This window comes from Vibrio sp. 10N.286.49.C3, assembly GCF_041469545.1.
Lineage (GTDB): Bacteria > Pseudomonadota > Gammaproteobacteria > Enterobacterales > Vibrionaceae > Vibrio > Vibrio tasmaniensis_A.
Window position 1 is genome coordinate 1 of the sequence record NZ_JBFRKT010000023.1, and the last position, 19,990, is coordinate 19,990.

At 42.8% G+C, this 19,990-nt stretch carries 21 protein-coding genes and 1 other RNA gene; 11 read left to right on the forward strand and 11 right to left on the reverse strand.

Annotated elements, in window-relative coordinates:
• Positions 1–485 precede the first annotated feature (485 nt).
• The 3 genes from AB4180_RS10805 to AB4180_RS10815 form a co-directional block, all read right to left on the reverse strand.
• Positions 486–650: an AlpA family transcriptional regulator gene (locus AB4180_RS10805; RefSeq protein ID WP_102250018.1), complete on the reverse strand. Its 165-nt coding sequence runs from the start codon at positions 648–650 to the stop codon at positions 486–488.
• A gap of 153 nt (positions 651–803) precedes the next feature.
• A complete protein-coding gene (locus AB4180_RS10810) occupies positions 804–1,460 on the reverse strand; it encodes an inovirus-type Gp2 protein (RefSeq protein WP_102250019.1) in 657 nt (218 codons plus the stop codon).
• On the reverse strand, positions 1,450–1,719 hold the full coding sequence (locus tag AB4180_RS10815) for an AlpA family transcriptional regulator (RefSeq protein ID WP_017081608.1): 270 nt from the start codon (positions 1,717–1,719) through the stop codon (positions 1,450–1,452). Before AB4180_RS10815 ends, AB4180_RS10810 begins: the two co-directional genes overlap by 11 nt.
• Before the next feature lie 162 nt (positions 1,720–1,881).
• Between AB4180_RS10815 and radC the strand changes: the two genes are divergently transcribed.
• The 5 genes from radC to AB4180_RS10840 all read left to right on the forward strand — a co-directional run bounded on the left by radC (position 1,882) and on the right by AB4180_RS10840 (position 4,838).
• Positions 1,882–2,346, forward strand: coding sequence for a DNA repair protein RadC (radC, locus tag AB4180_RS10820; protein WP_102250020.1), 465 nt, complete (start codon positions 1,882–1,884; stop codon positions 2,344–2,346).
• On the forward strand, positions 2,343–2,774 hold the full coding sequence (locus AB4180_RS10825; RefSeq protein ID WP_017100148.1) for a DUF2787 family protein: 432 nt from the start codon (positions 2,343–2,345) through the stop codon (positions 2,772–2,774). The genes radC and AB4180_RS10825 overlap by 4 nt, the downstream gene beginning before the upstream one ends.
• 94 nt (positions 2,775–2,868) lie before the next feature.
• Positions 2,869–3,315, forward strand: coding sequence for a DUF2787 domain-containing protein (locus AB4180_RS10830; protein WP_102250021.1), 447 nt, complete (start codon positions 2,869–2,871; stop codon positions 3,313–3,315).
• An 82-nt stretch (positions 3,316–3,397) separates the two neighbouring features.
• Positions 3,398–4,171 (forward strand): hypothetical protein, encoded by a 774-nt coding sequence (locus tag AB4180_RS10835; RefSeq protein WP_241909274.1) that lies wholly within the window; start codon positions 3,398–3,400, stop codon positions 4,169–4,171.
• A 379-nt stretch (positions 4,172–4,550) separates the two neighbouring features.
• On the forward strand, positions 4,551–4,838 hold the full coding sequence (locus AB4180_RS10840) for a hypothetical protein (protein WP_102250023.1): 288 nt from the start codon (positions 4,551–4,553) through the stop codon (positions 4,836–4,838).
• A gap of 44 nt (positions 4,839–4,882) precedes the next feature.
• Here AB4180_RS10840 and AB4180_RS10845 read toward each other — a convergent pair whose 3' ends face one another.
• Both AB4180_RS10845 and AB4180_RS10850 read right to left on the reverse strand, forming a co-directional pair.
• Entirely contained in the window at positions 4,883–5,146 is a 264-nt protein-coding gene (locus tag AB4180_RS10845) for an AlpA family transcriptional regulator (RefSeq protein ID WP_102250024.1), read from the reverse strand.
• A gap of 575 nt (positions 5,147–5,721) precedes the next feature.
• Positions 5,722–7,206, reverse strand: coding sequence for a hypothetical protein (locus AB4180_RS10850; RefSeq protein ID WP_102250025.1), 1,485 nt, complete (start codon positions 7,204–7,206; stop codon positions 5,722–5,724).
• A gap of 434 nt (positions 7,207–7,640) precedes the next feature.
• Between AB4180_RS10850 and AB4180_RS10855 the strand changes: the two genes are divergently transcribed.
• Complete coding sequence (locus AB4180_RS10855; protein ID WP_102250026.1) at positions 7,641–8,363, forward strand: hypothetical protein; 723 nt, start codon at positions 7,641–7,643, stop codon at positions 8,361–8,363.
• Between the two features lie 98 nt (positions 8,364–8,461).
• Here AB4180_RS10855 and AB4180_RS10860 read toward each other — a convergent pair whose 3' ends face one another.
• From AB4180_RS10860 to smpB, 3 genes are all read right to left on the reverse strand, one after another.
• Complete coding sequence (locus tag AB4180_RS10860; RefSeq protein WP_102250027.1) at positions 8,462–9,703, reverse strand: integrase domain-containing protein; 1,242 nt, start codon at positions 9,701–9,703, stop codon at positions 8,462–8,464.
• A gap of 176 nt (positions 9,704–9,879) precedes the next feature.
• Positions 9,880–10,246, reverse strand: a transfer-messenger RNA (tmRNA) gene (ssrA, locus tag AB4180_RS10865).
• A 66-nt stretch (positions 10,247–10,312) separates the two neighbouring features.
• Positions 10,313–10,798 carry an SsrA-binding protein SmpB gene (gene smpB / locus AB4180_RS10870; RefSeq protein WP_004735156.1) on the reverse strand — a complete coding sequence of 162 codons (486 nt, stop codon included), beginning with the start codon at positions 10,796–10,798 and terminating at the stop codon, positions 10,313–10,315.
• A 119-nt stretch (positions 10,799–10,917) separates the two neighbouring features.
• Here smpB and AB4180_RS10875 point away from each other — a divergent pair, with 119 nt between their 5' ends.
• On the forward strand, positions 10,918–11,346 hold the full coding sequence (locus AB4180_RS10875) for an SRPBCC family protein (RefSeq protein WP_004735157.1): 429 nt from the start codon (positions 10,918–10,920) through the stop codon (positions 11,344–11,346).
• Positions 11,347–11,349: 3 nt separating this feature from the next.
• Positions 11,350–11,661, forward strand: a complete 312-nt coding sequence (locus AB4180_RS10880) for an RnfH family protein (RefSeq protein WP_009848325.1) — start codon at positions 11,350–11,352, stop codon at positions 11,659–11,661.
• A gap of 156 nt (positions 11,662–11,817) precedes the next feature.
• Here AB4180_RS10880 and bamE read toward each other — a convergent pair whose 3' ends face one another.
• From bamE to nadK, 3 genes are all read right to left on the reverse strand, one after another.
• Positions 11,818–12,177 (reverse strand): outer membrane protein assembly factor BamE, encoded by a 360-nt coding sequence (bamE, locus tag AB4180_RS10885; RefSeq protein ID WP_009848326.1) that lies wholly within the window; start codon positions 12,175–12,177, stop codon positions 11,818–11,820.
• A 167-nt stretch (positions 12,178–12,344) separates the two neighbouring features.
• Positions 12,345–14,009, reverse strand: coding sequence for a DNA repair protein RecN (gene recN / locus AB4180_RS10890; RefSeq protein WP_102250028.1), 1,665 nt, complete (start codon positions 14,007–14,009; stop codon positions 12,345–12,347).
• Positions 14,010–14,302: 293 nt separating this feature from the next.
• Entirely contained in the window at positions 14,303–15,187 is an 885-nt protein-coding gene (gene nadK, locus AB4180_RS10895) for an NAD(+) kinase (RefSeq protein ID WP_009848328.1), read from the reverse strand.
• Between the two features lie 143 nt (positions 15,188–15,330).
• Between nadK and grpE the strand changes: the two genes are divergently transcribed.
• From grpE to dnaK, 3 genes are all read left to right on the forward strand, one after another.
• Positions 15,331–15,912, forward strand: coding sequence for a nucleotide exchange factor GrpE (gene grpE, locus AB4180_RS10900; RefSeq protein WP_009848329.1), 582 nt, complete (start codon positions 15,331–15,333; stop codon positions 15,910–15,912).
• Between the two features lie 388 nt (positions 15,913–16,300).
• A complete protein-coding gene (locus AB4180_RS10905) occupies positions 16,301–17,575 on the forward strand; it encodes a dicarboxylate/amino acid:cation symporter (protein WP_009848330.1) in 1,275 nt (424 codons plus the stop codon).
• A 337-nt stretch (positions 17,576–17,912) separates the two neighbouring features.
• Positions 17,913–19,826: a molecular chaperone DnaK gene (gene dnaK / locus AB4180_RS10910; RefSeq protein ID WP_009848331.1), complete on the forward strand. Its 1,914-nt coding sequence runs from the start codon at positions 17,913–17,915 to the stop codon at positions 19,824–19,826.
• Positions 19,827–19,990 lie beyond the last annotated feature (164 nt).

A 19,990-nucleotide genomic window follows, 5' to 3' on the forward strand; every position in this document is an offset into this window, starting at 1 on the left:
ATTACAACTTTGCGCCTACATGTCCTGTAGTCATTATTCCTATTATGGTAAATGCGCGAGTTTGCTATCAGAAACAGCCCTCAAACGCTCTTAGCGAAGTTTTTAGACACTTGATCAAGGCGATATTACTTCCATAACGCCTTGTAAGTTTGTGACGCTTTCAAAGCGATTGACTGGGCAAAAATTAGCAAATTCATTTGAGCTAAGAACTGCACTCTGCCCCCCATTTTTTTGTTCTTTGTGAGCTTTGGGTGTCAGATTAGTTCTATTTGGTCAAAATCCACTCGCATTTGAATGTAGACTTTTTGGCGAAACCAATTTTTGGGGCAGAAACTTTTTTGAGTAGTCGCACTAAAGGGCTCTTATCCCGAAGCAACTTAGATAACTTTATTCTAGCCCAATGAAACAAGACGCCTCCGACTCAAACCCCTTCTCTAAAAGGGCATAAAGCCAGCAGCATTCGCTGCTGGCTCATGTCATTGCTACTATCTGCTCTCAATCCATTCATCCAACTCATGCTCAACCCATGCTGAGGCTCGCTCTCCAAGCGAGACATTGCGTGGGAACTCCCCGTTAGCCATCATTTTGTAGATGGTCGACTTACTTAACTGCACTCTTTCTATCACTTCTTTTAAACGAACTAATCTCATGAAATTCTTCCTCTATGGTTATCACTCATGAGATAGAGTTGAAGTGTAAAAATTTCCCTAACCTAATATCAGCCTGTAGATATAGGACATCCCGTTATTGGTTTACCTTCCAGCCCGTAACATCAATCATACTTGTGCTGGTGGCCTCGCGGATTATGGTTGTCTTTTCTTTGACCTTTTTTCTCTCGGCTTTCTCGGCTGCCTTCCTTTCTTTTTAGATTTACTGACAAATGAACCTATCGTGCTTTGAACGTCAATATCATGATTTGTGCTGAGTTTGGCTTGTCTGCTTAGTACGAAGAACAAGCAGCGGTGTTGGTGGTCAAAATCCTCATGGTCTTTATTGAGTTCAATCAGGGGTTGAGTAAGAAAGGAGCAAAGTTCACTGATGTCGTATTGGCTTGTCTGTGTGGTCGTTGCCCACGTTCGCGTAATGTCTTTCGTCAGTTTTTTTCTGATTTGGTATTCATTTGCCATCGGTTGGTAGGAAGCTGCATCTAAAAACATCGTGAAGCGGTAGCTGATTGCGCCAGTGTCAGATATTTCCTTTTTCCATATCACGCTAATCTTATCCTTCTGTCTGTAATGGCAGAATCGATAAAACCACTGATTAAATAACGTCTTGGCTTGATGGTTGTACTTTCTGGGTATGCCTAGCCGAAACCGAAATACATAACTGTGACCAAAACGACTTAAGACACTTCGATAAGCAAAATAGAGTTTTTCTATCAGTGGCAGCGAAAGCCCCCCATCCACCGTATCGATTTGGTACTCACGGAAACATTCATTCTCAATCGTATTATCGACCATAACGTTTCTCCTGCTTTGCTTTCAACTCAGCCTGCTTGATTAACTTCTCATCTCGCTCTTGTATCTTTTCTAGTATCCAATTTTGGATATCTTGATATCGCCAACCAATGGCTCTTGCGCCTAGGGACACGGATTGAGGAAAAGTATTTTCCTCCATAAAGCTGTATATCGACGCTCTGGAAAGACCGCTGATATGAATCACTTCTTTAAGTCTTATCAAGCGATTCGGGTGTTCAGTGTTTGAATGGTTTGGGTTCATGTTTATTGCCTTTGTTGGTATCACTCAAACAAAGACGCAGGTCTGTATTTTTTATCTCAACAAGTCTCAGTCGGTCTCATAGTGGATTTGGATTCGATTGAAGAATTATTCACATCTATATCATTCCCTTGAGCACTGCATTTATTGATACAAGGAGAAGATATGGAAACGCTATATACTTTCAGCGCTCCCGTTACGGAGCACCAGATATTAGAGAAAGCCGTCGAGATCTTAGAGAGTCGATTGGTCAGCGGGGATGCCTTTACACGTCCGAATGACACGAAAGCCTTTCTACGCTGCAAGCTAGGAGAATATGAGAGAGAAGTCTTTGGGGTAATGTTACTCAACAACCAACATCAGTTGATTGAATTCAATGAGTTGTTCTTTGGCACGGTGGACAGTGCTTCAGTGTATCCACGAGAAGTGGTGAAGCTGGTACTTGAGAGAAACGCCTCAGCAGTGATTTTTGCTCATAACCATCCATCGGGTGACTCCAACCCATCACAAGCTGATAGACGCATTACAGAGCGTTTAAAGGATGCTTTAGCACTGGTTGATGTGCGAGTACTCGACCACATTGTGGTGGGCAGTGATTGTGTCTCTTTTGCTGAGAGAGGTTGGCTATGAATCGTAGTATCAAACGTAATTTCAAACTCGACTTGTTCCACCAGCTTGTCGAGCTATTGATTGAGCAATATGACATCCCCACCGAAACAAAACGAGTGGCGCTTAATCTCAAGGTCGCAAGCTTCTATCGCAACCGAAGCGGGATACAACCGATTGAGGTACAGCTTGAACGAGCTAACACTAATGAGCCTTGGGAAGTGCGATTCATCGCTTCTTTTGATTACCCGACACCAGAAGCTGAGAGTGTTGATGTGGCTTTGTATTTCAACTTCAAGCATCAATGGTTCTACCAACCTGACATCCAACGATGTGAGCTCAATCGGCCTGAGGTGCAGTCGCTCTTCATTAGCTGGCTTAAGGCGTTCACCAATCACCTAAAGGCATCACAGTTCGATACACAGACGTTAACGGTCGTCAGTCAATTCTAGTCGTTGTCACTTCAAGCATCCCCCACCACATTCGATTCAAATCAAACTCAGGTACATATCATTGACCTGACCAAAACGATTGAAAGGAAAACCTATGAAATCTCAAACATTAACAATCACAGCGCCATACTCACCAGTCTCTCAGAAGCTTAAGAGTTTGTTGAAAAGCAAGATGGAGACATTCTGGAAACAGAACCCAACCAAGAAGGACGGTGAAAGCCTCACCATTAACTTTCGAGATACCACTTACAGTGCTGAAGCGGGAGGGTATCATCCTGTCGAAATCATGTTACTGAAAGAAGATGAGAGTCAGTATCAAATCCAATATCTCACTGACTTCGCTTACCAAGGCAACATCTACCCAGAACTTGAGCGTAATGTCGATTTTGATGTCGCTAACGGACAAGCGCTCATTGCCCCTATGGGATGGCAAAGCTGTCACAACCAAGCCATTGTGGAGTTCTACTCTCTCTGGGAAGGTAACTTTCTCGCTTACTTACAAATGGGAGCCTATGACGAGATTAAAATATCGATGAGCTAAAGACGCTATCGGCCAGATAGTGACGTACCCATCGCTAGGATGATTGCCATTCTATCAATCAGCCACCAGCAGTGACCTAACAATGACAACAAGGGATAAAGCCAGTACCACAGAGCAATTATCATTGGTGTTTGAGTTGTATCGACGCATACCACAAGGTCGAAAGGTGACGGCTAAGCAGCTTCAGGCTGAGTTAGCCGATGCAGGAATGTACCGAGGCATCAGAAGCGTACAGCGTAATCTTGATGTCATTGTCGATTATTTTGATGTCGACAAAGACACTCGAAGTAAACCTTTCGGTTACAGTCGCGGAATGTACAGCCAACCAACCTTAAGCGCTAGGGATCTTGTCTTACTACAGCTTGCTAAAGCAACCCTTAGTCAGCAACTTCCATCATCCTTAGAGTACGCCATTGATTTTACATTCAGCCTGTTACGAGCTCAGCCACGCTCCTACACAGGAATGAAACCACCACAAGGAGACACAAGCAAAGCACATGCTGCGATAGATGAACTAAACGCACCCGACCTGCTAGGGGAGTTTTTCGAACCCATTTCAGTGGCACTGGTTCATCAAAAGCAAATCACGCTTACCCTTAAATCCGGTGAGCAGATAGAGCAAGTTTCACCTGTTGGTATTACGACCACCACAAGTGAGCTTTATCTCGTCTACCAAAACACATTCAACGATTACGACGACCTTCCTTTAACCTGTATTGCTAAGCTGAAAGTACTGACCTTCTACTTTGATTACCCGTCAGATTTTCACTTACAACAATATCAACTCAAGTCAGAGCCTCAGCGTTCGGCTCTACAAACAACCAATATCACTCAGTTGATTGCATCGGACAGATAGTGACGCAAGCAGTGATACCTTACTTCTGTTTCACAAATTCAATGGAACCTACAGGGCACTTACTCCCTTTCATGTTCCATTGAGCCATAGCGCAATCAAAGTAAAGTATGGGGCACTAATCTTACATCAACTCCATTAGGTTAGTGTGCAAGGCAGAACTGTGCTTTATGAGTGGCTGCGCCATCAACCGTCTTTAGCTAAGACGAGCAGTGTTAAGGGGGACGGCCGCCCCCTTAGTATGGCCTAGTCGAAACAACCTCATCTGAGACGCATATTATTAAAGAAAACCCTGTTTTTCGACCATTTGCGTTTACCCCACCAGTCGTCACTTCGTTGAGTTTTACCTAATTAATACACACATCTCAATTGGAGAATCATCATGAAATCAATCATTACTAAAGTTATCACACTAGCCGCTTTAACCCTTTCAATGAACGTAAGTGCTGCCAGTGCTATTGATGCACTCAGTGTCGAATCGATTAAAGCCACCCTGACACCTGAGCAGATCCAACAATCTCTCAATCACTGGAAACAGAATGAACTGAAGCAGCTCGAATCACGCGCACAGGCCATCTCAGATAGAGCACCTATTGAAGCAAGACGAGAGCTAGTGGAATCTCAAATCGAACAAGAATACAAACAGACAGCGAAAGCCTTAGGCTTGTAGTCTGTTGATTATCAGAAAGGAGCATGACGCTCCTTTTTTTTGTCTTAGTATCGTAAGTAGGGACTAACTCTTCTCTCTGGGGGAACGTAGTGAGGACTTTTCTTCATTTCAGCTTGCTCTCGTTTGAAGTTGCTCTGACTAACTTTTTTCATTAAGAACTCATCCACCAACGACTCCTCCCATCCGACAGCACGAGAAGATAGTTGGATACTCGCAGGAAACTCACCAGCAGCAATTAAACGATATAACGTTGCCTTGCTCAACCCTGTTTTATCAAGTACTTCACGCATTCGAATCAATCTCATCATGACCTCTGTATCTTGTTGTTGTAAAAGTAATGACTTCCTTGGATGCCAAGATATCTAGCCCCATAGGGAATCAAGTAGTCTCATACAATAAGGAACAACCACTGAGTTTATTTCAGATTAGAAGCTATACCACCACAGCCTACACTTGGGTGTTGCCTGCCTATTGAGCCCAACACATTGCTTTTACTTGAATCACTGTAATCAGCGTACACAGTAACGAACCTATCCACAGAGTGAGAGTGTATCCATTGAGTAAAGATGATGAATGAAGCTAAGTTACATCGTCCTGTCTAGACAGAATAGTATTGAATTGATTGTTACTGACATTGGTTAGTATCAGAGTCTTGAGGACTCTTCTTGGGTGAGTAGTTCTTTAGAAAAAGAAGAAAAGAAAAAGATTTATAATGTTGTCGCATTACATGCTCCTCTAAGCATTATAAATCCTACCCAGTCTTCTCTACTCACTTAATCCAGCAGACACAACTGAATCTCTTCAGTCATGCCTGCTAGGTAAGAGCATCATGCTGATGAAGACACTCTCTATACAATAGGGGTGAGATGAGTATTTTTTTTATTTAACTCTGTTGAGGCTCAGACTTAGGGACAAAGATTTGCTCTATATCTTGGATTGCTATCTTCGGTTCAACGTCTTGGGCTCTATCTGCAATGAGCAAAGTGACTTCTTCATCTTTATCTACCAGTAGTTTGGTGTTCTTCTGGTTTCCACTTTCAAGTATGAACTGGAGTATGTACTGAAAACAGAACTCTTCAAAAACTGCGACAGGAATAACAACACATTTATTGATGCGCTGCTCTCCCAGACCACTTAGCTTAAGTAGTTTTTTGTAGCGTTCAGCCATGTTGAACCCAAGCGTTAAGATTAATCGGGTTAAAACGATGTGTTGCCAGTATAAAAGGGAACTACCTTGCACTTTATCATCAATGCTCAGTACATCGTTTAAGAAGAGTGAGTCATCCAAAAGTCGTTTTGTTCGTTGAAGTGGTGGCAGTGCATCTATTACTTGCTGCTGTTTGGTAAGAGGAACTGATTTCGAGAGGGAGAGCAACTGAGTAAGCCTTTCGCTACATTGATTAACTTGGAGGTCACCAATACTATTGAAAGAGTGTAGCATGAGCTCAGAAGCCACCTGACAAACCCACTGGTGCAAATGGTCATGAAATATTGGGTTGCGGAAAAAATGAATCACAGACTGGATAGGGAAACCAACTATGCCCCCAACTCCGCTCTCTCCCATAACCCTAGACCACTGATAATATTTAAGCTTGCCTCGGTGAGTTGTCTTTCTGTCAATATCCCGTGTATATCTATATGCCTCAATTAAACACGTTACCTCAGTGCTTTCGTTATAGTTATAGGTAACATCGTTGAAATCCAAAAGAAGCGAGCTTACGTTCTCAAAGCTGTCTTTAAGAAAAGGATGGTCAATGTTTAAGTAATAACTTCCTTTCGTACGTCCAAATAACTCCTTCCCGGTCATGCCTGCAATATGACACTTCACCAAACCTAGTTTTTTGAGAGTGTTCAATTGAGATTTAAAACGCTCCGCACTGATGTTGCCCATCATCTTACGGATCTGCGTGGAGCTTATCTCTTCGATGACTCCTAGATCATTGCTATGCAGCAGTAACAAAGTCAGAAATAAACGATTAGATGCTCGGAACGGTTGGCGTTTTTTGATGCCGTCACTGCCGTTTATTGGTGACCGAGTTCCCTTAATTAGCTTTGAGAGGTCGTTTTCTAACAGCCGTATTATCGCTGGATTTTGGGTAGCCATAACCTCTGGAAGTATCCCGATATCATCATGAATGAGAAGTACTTTATCGGTCAACTCGTAGCAGCTTTTGCCACGTCCTTTTAGTGCGTACAGCTCTCTAATCTTGATGCACTGGCTAGCTTTCAAGGCTGAAAATAGAGATGAAACCGTGTTGGTACTCACACCAAATTCTTCTGATATCTCAATTATTTTCTTACTAAATTCACTGTCAAGTCCATACTTTTTAATAAGACATAATAGTAAATAAATTTCTTCTGATTTCATTCACTTTAACCACTGTAAATATGGATGATTGAGGATGTAATATAGGGTATATATAACAAATTGTAACGTGTTTTATTTCATGTTTATTGATAAGTTTAAACCCGTGTAATCAAATATGTTCGAATGTTTATTTATGATTCAGTTTGAATTTAGTCCTTAAGAGGATTACTTTGTTTCAGATACAGAGTAAACATCGGTACATAGTGTTAGAGCCGAAGTGAAATCTTGAGATGGAAAAACGGTTAAACTGGATCGCAGTGAGGGATGAATTACTAGGACTATGGCTGGTGGACTATATCTAAGAATAACCGTCGACGTTTCTGTTTGAAGAACCAGAACTTGAACACATTAGGCCACTTTTGAAAGACCAATTACGTAAAAAATCGACTTATGACTGAACAGTATTCCATTCAATAACTAAACTAGGTATTCACATGACCAATAGCAAAATGATCAAAAGACTGGATTGGATAGACCCAAAAAATCCAGAGCAGGCAAGTTGGATCTGTACTTACCTAAAAGCAAAGAATTGGGGGAGTAATAAGGCAGACATCGAAGGGTTCATAGACCCAGTAGGGGAGTTTATAAAAGCAGCCTATGAGCTTCCAGAGAATGCGGATACACGCGAAGCTCTTCGGAACATGAAGGCTGCATGGAAGCGGTGGGAGAAAAGAGAAAAAAACCGTACGTCCAAGAAAGTTTCTGAAGGGGCGTACTCTATCTCTCTCGCTGCACGAAAAGAACTGGAGAAACTGGCAAGACAAAAAAAATCTAGTTTTAGCCAAGTAATAGAAGATTTACTAGTGAATGCTGAGGGTATTGAAAGAGTCCAGAGAGAACTCAAAAGGCAGTTAAAGAAAGGCGAACATTTTGGCCACGTTAACGTTGACTTCCTTTCTACCATCTTTTCTGACGATGTGGTAAAGGAGCAAGCTAAGCTACTTACACAAGAGCTAGAAACTCAGAAAAAGAAACAGGAAAAAGAGCACAAAGATAAGCAAAAAAAAGCACTAGCAACCATCAAAGAAAAAGCGCAAAAGATTAGCTCACTTGAAAATGAGATCGAAGAATTGAAAGATCAACTTTTAGAATTAACTGATAAGAACAAACAACTAGAGAACGCAGCGCAAGACGAACTCAGCGCCCCCTTACCGTAAAAATTGACAGGTAACGCTCTAAGCTAACAAGTGTCAGTTTTAGCCTCAACCTTAACCCTCCGACAAAGCCTGATAAGTGGTCGTGAGGTTAAAAGAATCTACCCTGCAAGCTTGATATTAGCCGTGCCAGTGACGCTATAACTTCCTTGGCTACTTTGTTCAATATGCTCACTCCACCAGCACATTACTTTACGTCTACGTTCTAGATAGTCCGTACGGTTGTATGCACCGCGTATCTGGTTTTTATCAACATGAGCAAGGCAAGCCTCAATAACATCATAATCAAACCCTTGCTCATTAAGCGTTGTGCTAGCGATAGAGCGTAGACCGTGAGAAACAAGGCGCCCAGCAAATCCCATACGCTTTAATGCTGCATTAGCTGTTTGGCTATGACATGGTTTTTTGGGGTCTTTATCAGAAGGGAAGATGAACTCCCGATGTCCACTAATAGGTTTCATCGTTTCCAATATCAAAATCATCTGAGGAGTCAAAGGCACACGGTGCTCTTTTCTCTTTTTCATCCGTTCAGCAGGAATCACCCATATTGCATGTTCTAAATCTAACTCTGCCCAACGAGCATTGCTTGCTTCCGCTGGGCGGGTCATAGTGTGCAACTGCCATTCTAATAAACAACGAGTGGTTTTTTTTATGCTGGCATTAGCAATGCTTTTCATAAGCACAGGGAGCTCTTGAGGAGCAATCGCCTTCATGTGTTGCTTTTCGGGCTTTTGGAAAACGGCTTTGATGTTTGTTAAGGGGTTTGAATGAATGACTCCAGAGTTCACCGCGTACCCCATAATCTCATTCATACGTTGACAGAGGCGTTTAATTGTTTCCAAGCTACCTTTGGCTTCTATAGGGCGAAGCAATTCAATTACCATCGGAGCAGTAATGTGGCTAATGGGAGTTTGAGCTAGGGTAGGAAATATGTTTCTCTCTAATGATCGCCAGATGTCATCGGCATAGTTGGGTGTGACTTGCGTTTTCTTTAGTTTAAACCATTCAGTAGCGATGTTAATGAATACATGTTCAGTTAAGACTTTCTGTTCTTCTTTCTCCTGTGCTTTCTTAGTTTTGGGGTCTATCCCCTTTGCGATTAGCTTACGGTGTTCAAAGTTAATCTCTTTAGCATCGGATAAGTCTAATACGGGATAGGTTCCCAAACTCATTTTGGTTTGCTTACCGGTTTCTGGGCTTTTGTAGATCATACGCCATGATTTTGTGCCATTAGGCAACACGCGTAACTGTAAGCCATCTCCTACTGAAATTATGTATTCACCAGTCTTTGGCTTTGCGTTCTTGAGTTTAGCGTCCGTTATCTTACCTGTAATCTTTGTCATTTCAGAACCTACCCATTTACCCAATACTTTAGGTAATTCTACATTGGGTAACACTTTGGGTAAATGAAGTTTGAGCTTCTACAAGACGTGAAAAGACGCTGCTGGATGTAGGTTGTTGATTTTTAGAGGGTTTAGATACAAAAAAAGACGTCCGAAGACGTCTTTAAATGTTGAATTGGTGGAGCTGGCGGGAGTTGAACCCGCGTCCAAAAATCATTCATCATTGGTACTACATGCTTAGTCGATCTTTAATTTCACCAGCAACCTGCGAACCGACACGCTAGTTAAAGGCTAACCTGAATTGTTATTCGCGCTTTTCCTCTCAGGTGGGAGAATCCGCGCTAGCTAGTTTGGGTTTGATCTCTTATTGGTCCCCGTCTTACGAGCGGAAGCTAGGGTAAGAGAGCTCTGAGCAGGTTATTAAGCTGCTAGTGCGTAGTTTTCGTCGTTTGCGACTATTTTTTTGCGGCTTTTAACGTGGCCAACCGCCCCACGGCATGCACCTCAGACTTCAAAATTCCTGTCGAATCCTAAATCAGCCCCAAGTGTTATTTGCATAGTACCAGAAAAGCTTTGCCTGTCTAGCACTGTGCGTTTAAGTGCTTAAAATTAACGCAAATTACTCTTCATAATCCGTGCTTTATCTCTCGCCCAATCTTTTTCTTTCATATCAGTACGTTTATCGTGCAGCTTTTTACCTTTCGCTACGCCAACTTTAATCTTCGCCCAAGAGCGAGACCAATAAAGCGCGGTTGCGACAAGTGTCATGCCTTCACGGTTAATACGACCGATAAGGTTATCGAGTTCTTTTCTCGACATTAGTAGTTTACGGATGCGTGTTGGGTTCGCCACGATATGAGTACTCGCTTGAGTTAGCGGAGTGATCGTCATACCACTGATGAATGCTTCGCCGTCTCGGATGTAGACGTAGCTTTCTGCGATATTGGTTTTGCCTTCACGTAGGGATTTTACTTCCCAGCCTTGTAGCTCAAGCCCCGCTTCTATCTCATCATCGATGAAATATTCGTGGCGAGCTTTCTTATTAAGCGCAATGGTATTACTACCGGCTTTTGATTTTGATTTATTCTTTGCCATAATGGCCTCATTATACGGATTGCACCCTAGTTGGGGAATCCTTTTTATTTGCGCTCTGGCCCAATACAATTAAAATTGCAGTTTGTGTTAATGTAACGCTGTCTTTAACAGGAGTCTATATGCCAAAGGTTACTCGTTCAGCATTAGTGTCGTTTAGTGCCGACCAGATGTTCAGCTTGGTCAATGATGTTGCTCGTTATCACGAGTTTTTGCCAGGGTGTTCTGGTTCACGTGTGATCGAATCTTCAGATTCAACGATGGTGGCTTCGGTTGATGTCTCTAAAGCGGGTATCAGTAAAACATTTACCACATCGAACCGCTTAGCGGATGGCGCTGAGATCTTGATGGAGCTGGTGGACGGCCCGTTTAAAAAGCTACAGGGCGGTTGGTATTTTACTCCGCTCGATGAGCAAGCGTGTAAGGTTGAGCTTAAGTTAGAGTTTGAATTCTCTAGCCGAATGATTGAAATGGCATTTGGTAAGGTTTTCAATGAGCTGACGAGTAATATGGTCAGTGCTTTTACTCAACGCGCGAAACAGGTCTACTAAGCCATGACTATTGAATCGGATATGATCCACGTTGAGGTTGTGTTTGCACTTCCGCATGAACAGCGTGTGTTTACTTTAGTAGTAAACAAGCACGCGACCGTTGAAGAGATCATTGCGCAGTCTGGCGTTTTGGAATTGTACCCAGAGATCGACTTAGCAAAAAACAAGGTTGGCGTATTCAGCCGCAACGTTAAGCTAGATGCGACGGTTCGCGATAAAGATCGTATCGAAATCTACCGAGCACTGTTAGCCGATCCAAAAGAGATCCGCCGTAAGCGTGCTGAGCAAGCGAAAGCAGCCGCAGCTAAATCGTAGTGCTAAAAAAATTCGACTAAGAAGAGAGCTCGCAATGTTGGCGAGCTTTTTTGTGCTTGTTGGTTAGACACGCAGCTAATTTGTTAGCAGATATTAAAAAGCCTGCTCGTGTGAAGTGAGCAGGCTTTTGCGATTCATACCTTGTCGACTGGAAAGCTAGCGAAGGCTTTCGAAGAACTCATCACTGGCTTCAAAATCACCATTGATCGTTACTAGAGTGCCAGTGGCATCAAAGTTCACGACAAGGTTTTTCTGGATAGGGTCGTTATGGCCTTTTTGGTGGTGGTAAATGTAGTACCACGTATCTGGATAGCCATTTTCGATAAGCATAGGTGAGCCCATAACGTAACGAACTTGTGTTTTTGTCATGCCAAACTTGAGCTGGTCGACAGCTTCTTGTTCAACATAGTTACCCTGATTGATGTCAATTCGATAAACCAACTTCTCTAGTAGAGAGCAACCGGTCAACATTGTTAGTGCAAGTGGAACTGCAACTAACCACTTTTTAATTCGCATAGTTTGAGATCTTTCTTCGCTAAAATACTGCCTGATAATAAACAAGCTCCAGCAAGAAGTAAAAAGCTCCTTGCGCTTTGAGCTTGTTATGACTGGCAATTTTGAATTAAGTTGCAAAATTGCCAAGAATTTTCGGTAAATTATCAGAAAGTTGCTGAATATGTAACCTATGCTGCGATTAATAACTCTTTTGCGTTGGCAAGCGTCGATTCGGTAATTTGGCTGCCACCAAGCAGTCGAGCAAGCTCTGAAACGCGTTGTTGTTCATCAAGCGTGTGCATTTGAGTCTCGGTTTTACCTGATTTCGTGTTCTTCGCAACAAACAGCTGTTGGTGACCGCAACCGGCAACTTGAGGTAAATGTGTCACACACATCACTTGCGTAGATTCGCCCAGTTTTCGAAGCATTTTTCCGACAACCGCAGCGGTTGGTCCACTGATACCCACATCGACTTCATCGAAAATCAGGCTTGGTGTATCCACTTTTTGCGCTGTGATCACCTGAATCGCTAGTGAGATTCGTGATAACTCGCCACCAGAAGCCACTTTAGCAATGGGCTGCATTGGTTGACCTGGGTTGGTCGAAACAATGAAGGTCACGTTATCCATACCTAATGGAGAAGAGTGTGTGTTGGTGTTGTTTACTTCAATGGCAAACTGCGCTTTTTCCATGCTCAGTTCATGCATGCTTTGCGTGATCAGCTTGTTGAGTTCTTTTGCGTAACGAGTTCGAGATTTATGAAGCTTCTCTGATTTAGCCACGAACGACTGGTACTGGTTTTCTACCTCGTTTGCCAATTCTTCCAACTTTTCATCAGAGCAATCAAGCGCTTCAACTTGTTGTAATAAGTCTTGATGGTGCTTATAAAGCTCTTCTGGCAACACGTGATGTTTACGAGACATCGACATTACTTTTGAGAAGCGCTCTTCAACGTAAGCCATACGACCTGGATCGACATCAATGCTATCTAGGTATGTTCTTAACTCGTTATTGGTTTCTTCTATCTGAATAATGGCTTCAGACAATAAGTTTGGTAACTCAGCCAATCTTTCATCTAGCTCCGCTAACTGAATTAAGGAGTTATTGGCCGATTGCAGAATACCAAGCGCATTAACTTCTTCGCCTTCATAAATAAGCTCGATAGCTTGTTGGCAGGTTGTGGCCAGTTCTCCGCTATTGGAGAGGCGCTTATGCTCTTGTTCGAGGTCTTCATATTCTTCCTCCCCAATAGACAGCTCATTTAACTCTTTGATTTGGTATTCAAGAAGTTGTTTTTGAGCTTGGTTTTGCTGGCTATTTTCACGTAACTCTTTCAAGTGGTTATCGGCTTGTCGCCAGGCTTGGTAAGCATTACGTGTCGATTTCAATAAGTTCAAGTGACCTGCGTATTGATCAAGCATGGCCATTTGGTAATCGCTTTTCATCAACTGATGGTGCGCGTGCTGACCATGAATGTTGATCAACAGCTGTCCAAGCGATTTTAATTGTGAAAGAGGCACGGGACTGCCGTTGATGAATGCGCGAGAGCGACCTTCTTTAGAGATGGTTCTGCGTAAGATGCATTCACCGCCATCAAGCAGTTCATTGTCTTCTAACCAGCGGGTAGCATGCAGATTGTTCTCAAGTAAAAAAGCGGCACTGACTTCGGTTTTTTCTTCACCTTGTCGAACCATTCCTGCATCAGATCTTCCTCCAAGACACAAGCCTAAAGCGTCGATAGCGATAGATTTACCCGCACCAGTTTCTCCGGTGATTGTTGTCATGCCTTTAGAGAGTTCTAGCTGTAAAGACTTAACAATAGCGAAATTATTAACACTTAGATGAGCCAGCATTTTTATTTACCTGTATAACTGAACAATACTGTATATAAGCTCAGTATATACTGTTTCTTTATACAGTAAAGTCGGTGGGTGAAATTTTTATGCGACAGATCTCAGAATTGAGGTTGTCTGTAGATCACTGAAACCGCAGTAGATTCCCAATTCAGTTGTTCCTCCCTGTCGGGAGTGGAGGTATAAGGAATTGCAGAGAAGCTAGAGCCGACGGGCTTTCTATGGGCAATAAAAAAGGCTGACGAATGTCGTCAGCCTTTCATAATTCGGTTACTTCTGGAGCTTTTATTCTTTTAGAACAACTTACTCGACCAGCCTAGTTTGTTACGTAGAACATGGTAGTAGTTGTAGTCTTTAGGGTGGATCAGCTTGAGCACATTCGGGCTTTGGTAAATGTGGATCTCATCGCCAGGGGAAACCGGTAGCGAGATTTGACCATCGCAACTGACTTCCTGAGTTCCGCGGTTATCAGGCGATACGATCAGCTTGATACGACGCTTTCCATCCACCACAAGTGGGCGGCTTGAAAGGGTGTGCGGGAACATCGGTACTAATGAAATTGCATTTAAGCTTGATGACAGGATAGGACCACCACCAGAAAGTGAATAGGCGGTTGAACCTGTCGGTGTTGAGACGATCAAGCCATCAGAACGCTGTGAGAAGGCGAAGCTGTCATCGATATACACTTCGAACTCGATCATATGTGCGACTTGACCGGGGTGAAGTACTGCTTCGTTGAGTGCGGCGTTGTGGCTTTTTATTTGGCCATGACGATGAATTTCCGTTTCAAGTAAGAAGCGCTCTTCTTCCATGAATTCACCCTTGAGTACATCAGTAAGCGCACTCTGGAAGTTTTCAGGATTAAGATCGGTAAGGAAACCTAGGTTACCTCGGTTTACGCCAATCACTGAAATATCGAAACGTGACAAGATTCTAGCGGCACCGAGCATATTTCCGTCACCACCCACCACAATGGCGAGATCGGCGCGTTTACCTAATTCAATTAGGCTAGAAAAATGTTCTTGTGGGATATCGTCTAAAATTGTAGCGAGTCTGTCATCCACAAACACTTGATAACCCTCAGTACTTAACCACTGATAGAGCTCTCTATGAGTCTGAATTGCTTGCTGATCTCGAGGTTTACCAATAATGGCGATGACTTCAAATGGCTTTTTCATAACGTTTCCAAACGAATTAGGCTTGAATCAAAATTCTTCATCCCCATAATAAAGGCAAGTTGAACGTCTATGCGAGTGTTTTATATCAATTTGGGGTGCAAACACACCTGTCACTTGCATTGAAAACGAATTCTGGAGAGATCATGAGCAACGAAGAAAACAAAGTAACGGAAGAAGAGCTAGATCAAATCATTGCTGAAGCTGAGAAAGTTGAAGAAGCTGAGCTAAATGAAGAGTCTGTTGATGAGCAAGAAGCAAAAATCGCTCAACTAGAAGCTGCACTACTTTCTAGCGAATCTAAAGTGAAAGAGCAGCAAGATTCTGTTCTTCGCGCAAAAGCTGAAGTTGAAAACATGCGTCGCCGTAGCGAGCAAGAAATTGATAAAGCGCGTAAATTCGCTTTGAACAAGTTTGCTGAAGGTCTACTTCCTGTCATCGACAACCTAGAGCGTGCAATGCAAGCGGCAGATGCTGAAAACGAAGTGGTTAAGCCACTGTTTGAAGGTGTTGAGCTAACGCACAAAACGTTCGTAGACACAGTTGCTAAGTTTGGTCTTAAAGAGATCAACCCTGAAGGTGAAGTGTTCAACCCTGAATTCCACCAAGCGATGTCTATCCAAGAAAGTCCAGATCACGAATCAAACACGGTTATGTTCGTAATGCAAAAAGGTTACGAGTTAAACGGTCGTGTGGTTCGCCCTGCGATGGTTATGGTTGCTAAGTAATGACGTGTTACGCTGCCAAGTGATTGAGTCGCGCATTGACTGAGTAAGTCGCCGCGACAAAATAAATCACTGGTTTACGTAAAATGAAAAGAGAGGCATATGCCTCTCTTTTTTTGTGCCTATAACTTGAGACCCCACGTAAATAGTCACCAAAACCGCATTAAGAATGTTGTTCCTTTTATATTACCCAGAACAATGATTTAGAGTTTTATATTATGAAACTAGTTGTTAATAAAGAAATGTTTTGATGTCACACTTGTAATGTTTTTGTAAATAAATACTTTTAATTGTTATCTTTGTATGTAAAATCCACTGCGATATAGCGATTTAACTCGCATATATAACTATAAAAGTACAAATTTCAAACACAACAAACTGGAGAAGAACGATGGATAAATCGCTCTCAAGTAAGATTTTTGTAGGCTTGTTTGCCGGCCTACTTATTGGTACTGCTATTCAGTACCTATTCAACGGTATTGCAGTATTTGATACTTACCTGCTAGGTCTAGCAGAAGGTGTCGGTGGTATGTTTGTCTCTTTGATCAAACTATTGGTTGTTCCACTGGTATACGTATCTATCGTTTGCGGAATTGTTGAATTGAAAGACATCCGTTCTTTCGGTCGCCTAGGTGGTAAAACTTTTGCTCTTTACATTATCAACACCATCATCGCGATTTCTGCAGCCCTAACTGTTGGCCTTATTTTCCAACCGGGTGCTGGTGCAGATTTAGCCGGAACGATCTCTGAGACAGTTCAACTAACAACAACTGAAACTCCAGATATCTTCTCTCTTGTTGTGAACATCGTTCCTAGCAACCCAGTTCAGGCGTTTGCAAGCGGCGACATGCTACAGATCATCTTCATGGCAATTTTGACTGGTCTTGCTATTCAGGCTCTTGATTCACGTGGCGGTCCAGCGATCAAAACGTTCAAGATGGCTAACGAAATCATGATGAAGCTTATCGGCCTAGTAATGAGCTTGGCGCCATTTGGTGTATTCGCTCTGATGATTCAACTAGGTGCGACACTGAACGCTGAGACACTTATGTCTGTAGCTGGCTATGTAGCGCTTGTTGTTGCGATGCTAGTGTTCTGGATTTTCTTCTTCTACCCAATGATGGTTGGTATCGCGACAGGTATTACGCCTAAGCAATTTCTACGTGCAACTCGTGAGCAAATCCTTTTCTCACTATCGACGGCAAGTTCGAACGCGACTATCCCAGTAACAATGCGCACTCTAACTGAAAAGCTTGGTGTATCAAGATCTGTGGCAGGCTTCGGTGTACCACTGGGTGCGACAATGAACATGTCTGGTGTCTCTATCTACATAGCACTAGCGACAATGTTCGTAGCAAACGCATTCGGTCAACCAATCAACACGGCTGACATCTTTACTCTGGGTCTAACTATCTTGCTACTGTCTATCGGTGCGGGTGGTGTTCCAGGTGGTGGTGTTGTAATGGTAGGTGTTCTATTGCATCAACTAGGTTTACCACCAGAAGGTCTAGCTATCATTGCTGCGGTAGACCGTATCAACGATATGTTCTGTACTTCTTCTAACGTAGTAGGTGATACAGCGGTTAACACTATCGTTGCTAAGTCTGAAGGCGAAATCGGCGTTGAAACAAACGAAGAAGCTGAGCTAAAGAAAGCAGAAGCGTAATCAGAGATTTTCCTCTATAGATGAAATCTAAGTGGAAAGCCTGAATAGACAAACGGAGCCTAAGTGGCTCCGTTTTTTATTGGGTGATAACCCCAGTTACTGGGCTTATGTGAAGGTAATGATATGTATTCGTGTCTAACCATTCCTTTTATCAAAATAAATGTGAAAAAATCCAGTATCCCCCTTGAAAAGGATTCGTGAGCCCTTATCTATGGTGCATACGAAAGCAAATTACATTTGCACTTAAATTTGTGTATTAGGGTTGAATCCCTGATTACTACCCCCCACATAGTGGGTATAGCAAAAAACTAAATAGAATTTATTCGGAGAAAGCCTGATGGGTCGAATCATTGGTATTGATTTAGGTACTACTAACTCTTGTGTTGCTGTTCTTGACGGTGACAAACCACGCGTATTAGAAAATGCTGAAGGCGAACGCACAACAGCATCGGTAATCGCATACACTGAAGGCGAGACGCTAGTTGGTCAACCTGCGAAACGTCAAGCTGTTACTAACCCTCAAAACACGCTATACGCGATTAAGCGTCTAATCGGCCGTCGTTTTGAAGATGAAGAAGTTCAACGCGATATCGAAATCATGCCTTTTAACATTGTTAAAGCTGATAACGGTGATGCATGGGTTGAAGCGCAAGGCCAAAAAATGGCTGCTCCTCAAGTATCTGCTGAAGTTCTTAAGAAAATGAAGAAAACAGCTGAAGACTTCCTAGGCGAAGAAGTAACTGGCGCAGTAGTAACTGTTCCTGCTTACTTCAACGATGCTCAACGTCAAGCAACGAAAGATGCTGGCCGTATCGCTGGTCTAGATGTTAAACGTATTATCAACGAACCTACTGCTGCTGCTCTGGCTTACGGTCTAGACAAGCAAGGTGGTGATCGCACTATCGCTGTATACGACCTTGGTGGTGGTACATTCGATATCTCTATCATCGAAATCGATGAAGTAGAAGGCGAGAAGACTTTCGAAGTTCTTTCAACTAACGGTGATACTCACCTTGGTGGTGAAGATTTCGATAACCGCATGATCAACTACCTAGTAGATGAGTTCAAGAAAGAGCAAGGTATCGACCTTAAAGCTGATCCACTAGCAATGCAGCGTGTTAAAGAAGCAGCAGAAAAAGCGAAAATCGAGCTTTCTTCTACTACTCAAACTGACGTAAACCTACCTTACGTTACTGCTGATGCGACTGGTCCTAAGCACATGAACATCAAAGTGACTCGCGCGAAGCTTGAGTCTCTAGTTGAAGACCTAGTTCAACGTTCTCTTGAGCCACTAAAAGTTGCTCTAGCAGATGCTGACCTATCTGTAGGCGAAATCACTGACGTTATCCTAGTAGGTGGTCAGACTCGTATGCCTATGGTTCAAGCTAAAGTAACTGAATTCTTCGGTAAAGAGCCACGTAAAGACGTGAACCCTGACGAAGCTGTTGCAATGGGTGCTGCTGTTCAAGGTGGTGTACTAGCTGGTGAAGTTAAAGACGTTCTTCTTCTAGACGTTACTCCTCTATCTTTCGGTATCGAAACGATGGGCGGCGTAATGACTAAGCTTATCGAGAAAAACACAACTATCCCTACTAAAGCGGATCAAGTGTTCTCTACAGCTGAAGACAACCAAAGCGCAGTAACTATCCACGTTCTTCAAGGTGAGCGTAAGCAAGCGACTTACAACAAGTCTCTTGGTCAGTTCAACCTAGAAGGTATCCAACCAGCACCACGTGGCATGCCACAAGTTGAAGTAACATTCGACCTAGATGCTGATGGTATCCTGAACGTATCTGCTAAAGATAAAGCGACAGGTAAAGAGCAGAAGATCACTATCCAAGCATCAGGCGGTTTGTCTGAGGAAGAGATCGAAGCAATGGTTCAAGAAGCAGAAGCTAACAAAGAAGCTGACAAGAAGTTCGAAGAGCTAGTAACTGCACGTAACCAAGCTGATCAAATGATTCACGGCACTAAGAAGCAAGTAGAAGAAGCTGGTGAAGCTCTACCTGCAGACGAGAAAGCTAAAATCGAAGCAGCTATCGAAGCTCTAGAATCAGTTAAGTCTGGTGACGACAAAGAAGCTATCGACGCTAAAGTTCAAGAACTTATGCAAGCAGCTCAAAAGCTAATGGAAATTGCTCAACAGAAAGCTCAAGCTGAACAAGCTGGTGCTGACGCTGGTGAACAACCTAAGCAAGACGACGATGTTGTTGACGCAGAGTTTGAAGAAGTTAAAGAAGACAAAAAATAATTTTTCGTCGCTATAACACGTGATTTCTGCGTCGAAGGTACTCACTTACACTTGCCTTTTGGTTGGTTAAGAAAGTCCGTGCCTTCTCCTTGAACTAACGTGTTTTAGCTTAGAAAAAGTCGTTTTTCGATTTCTAAAGATACGGGCGTCAGAGGTAACTCTCA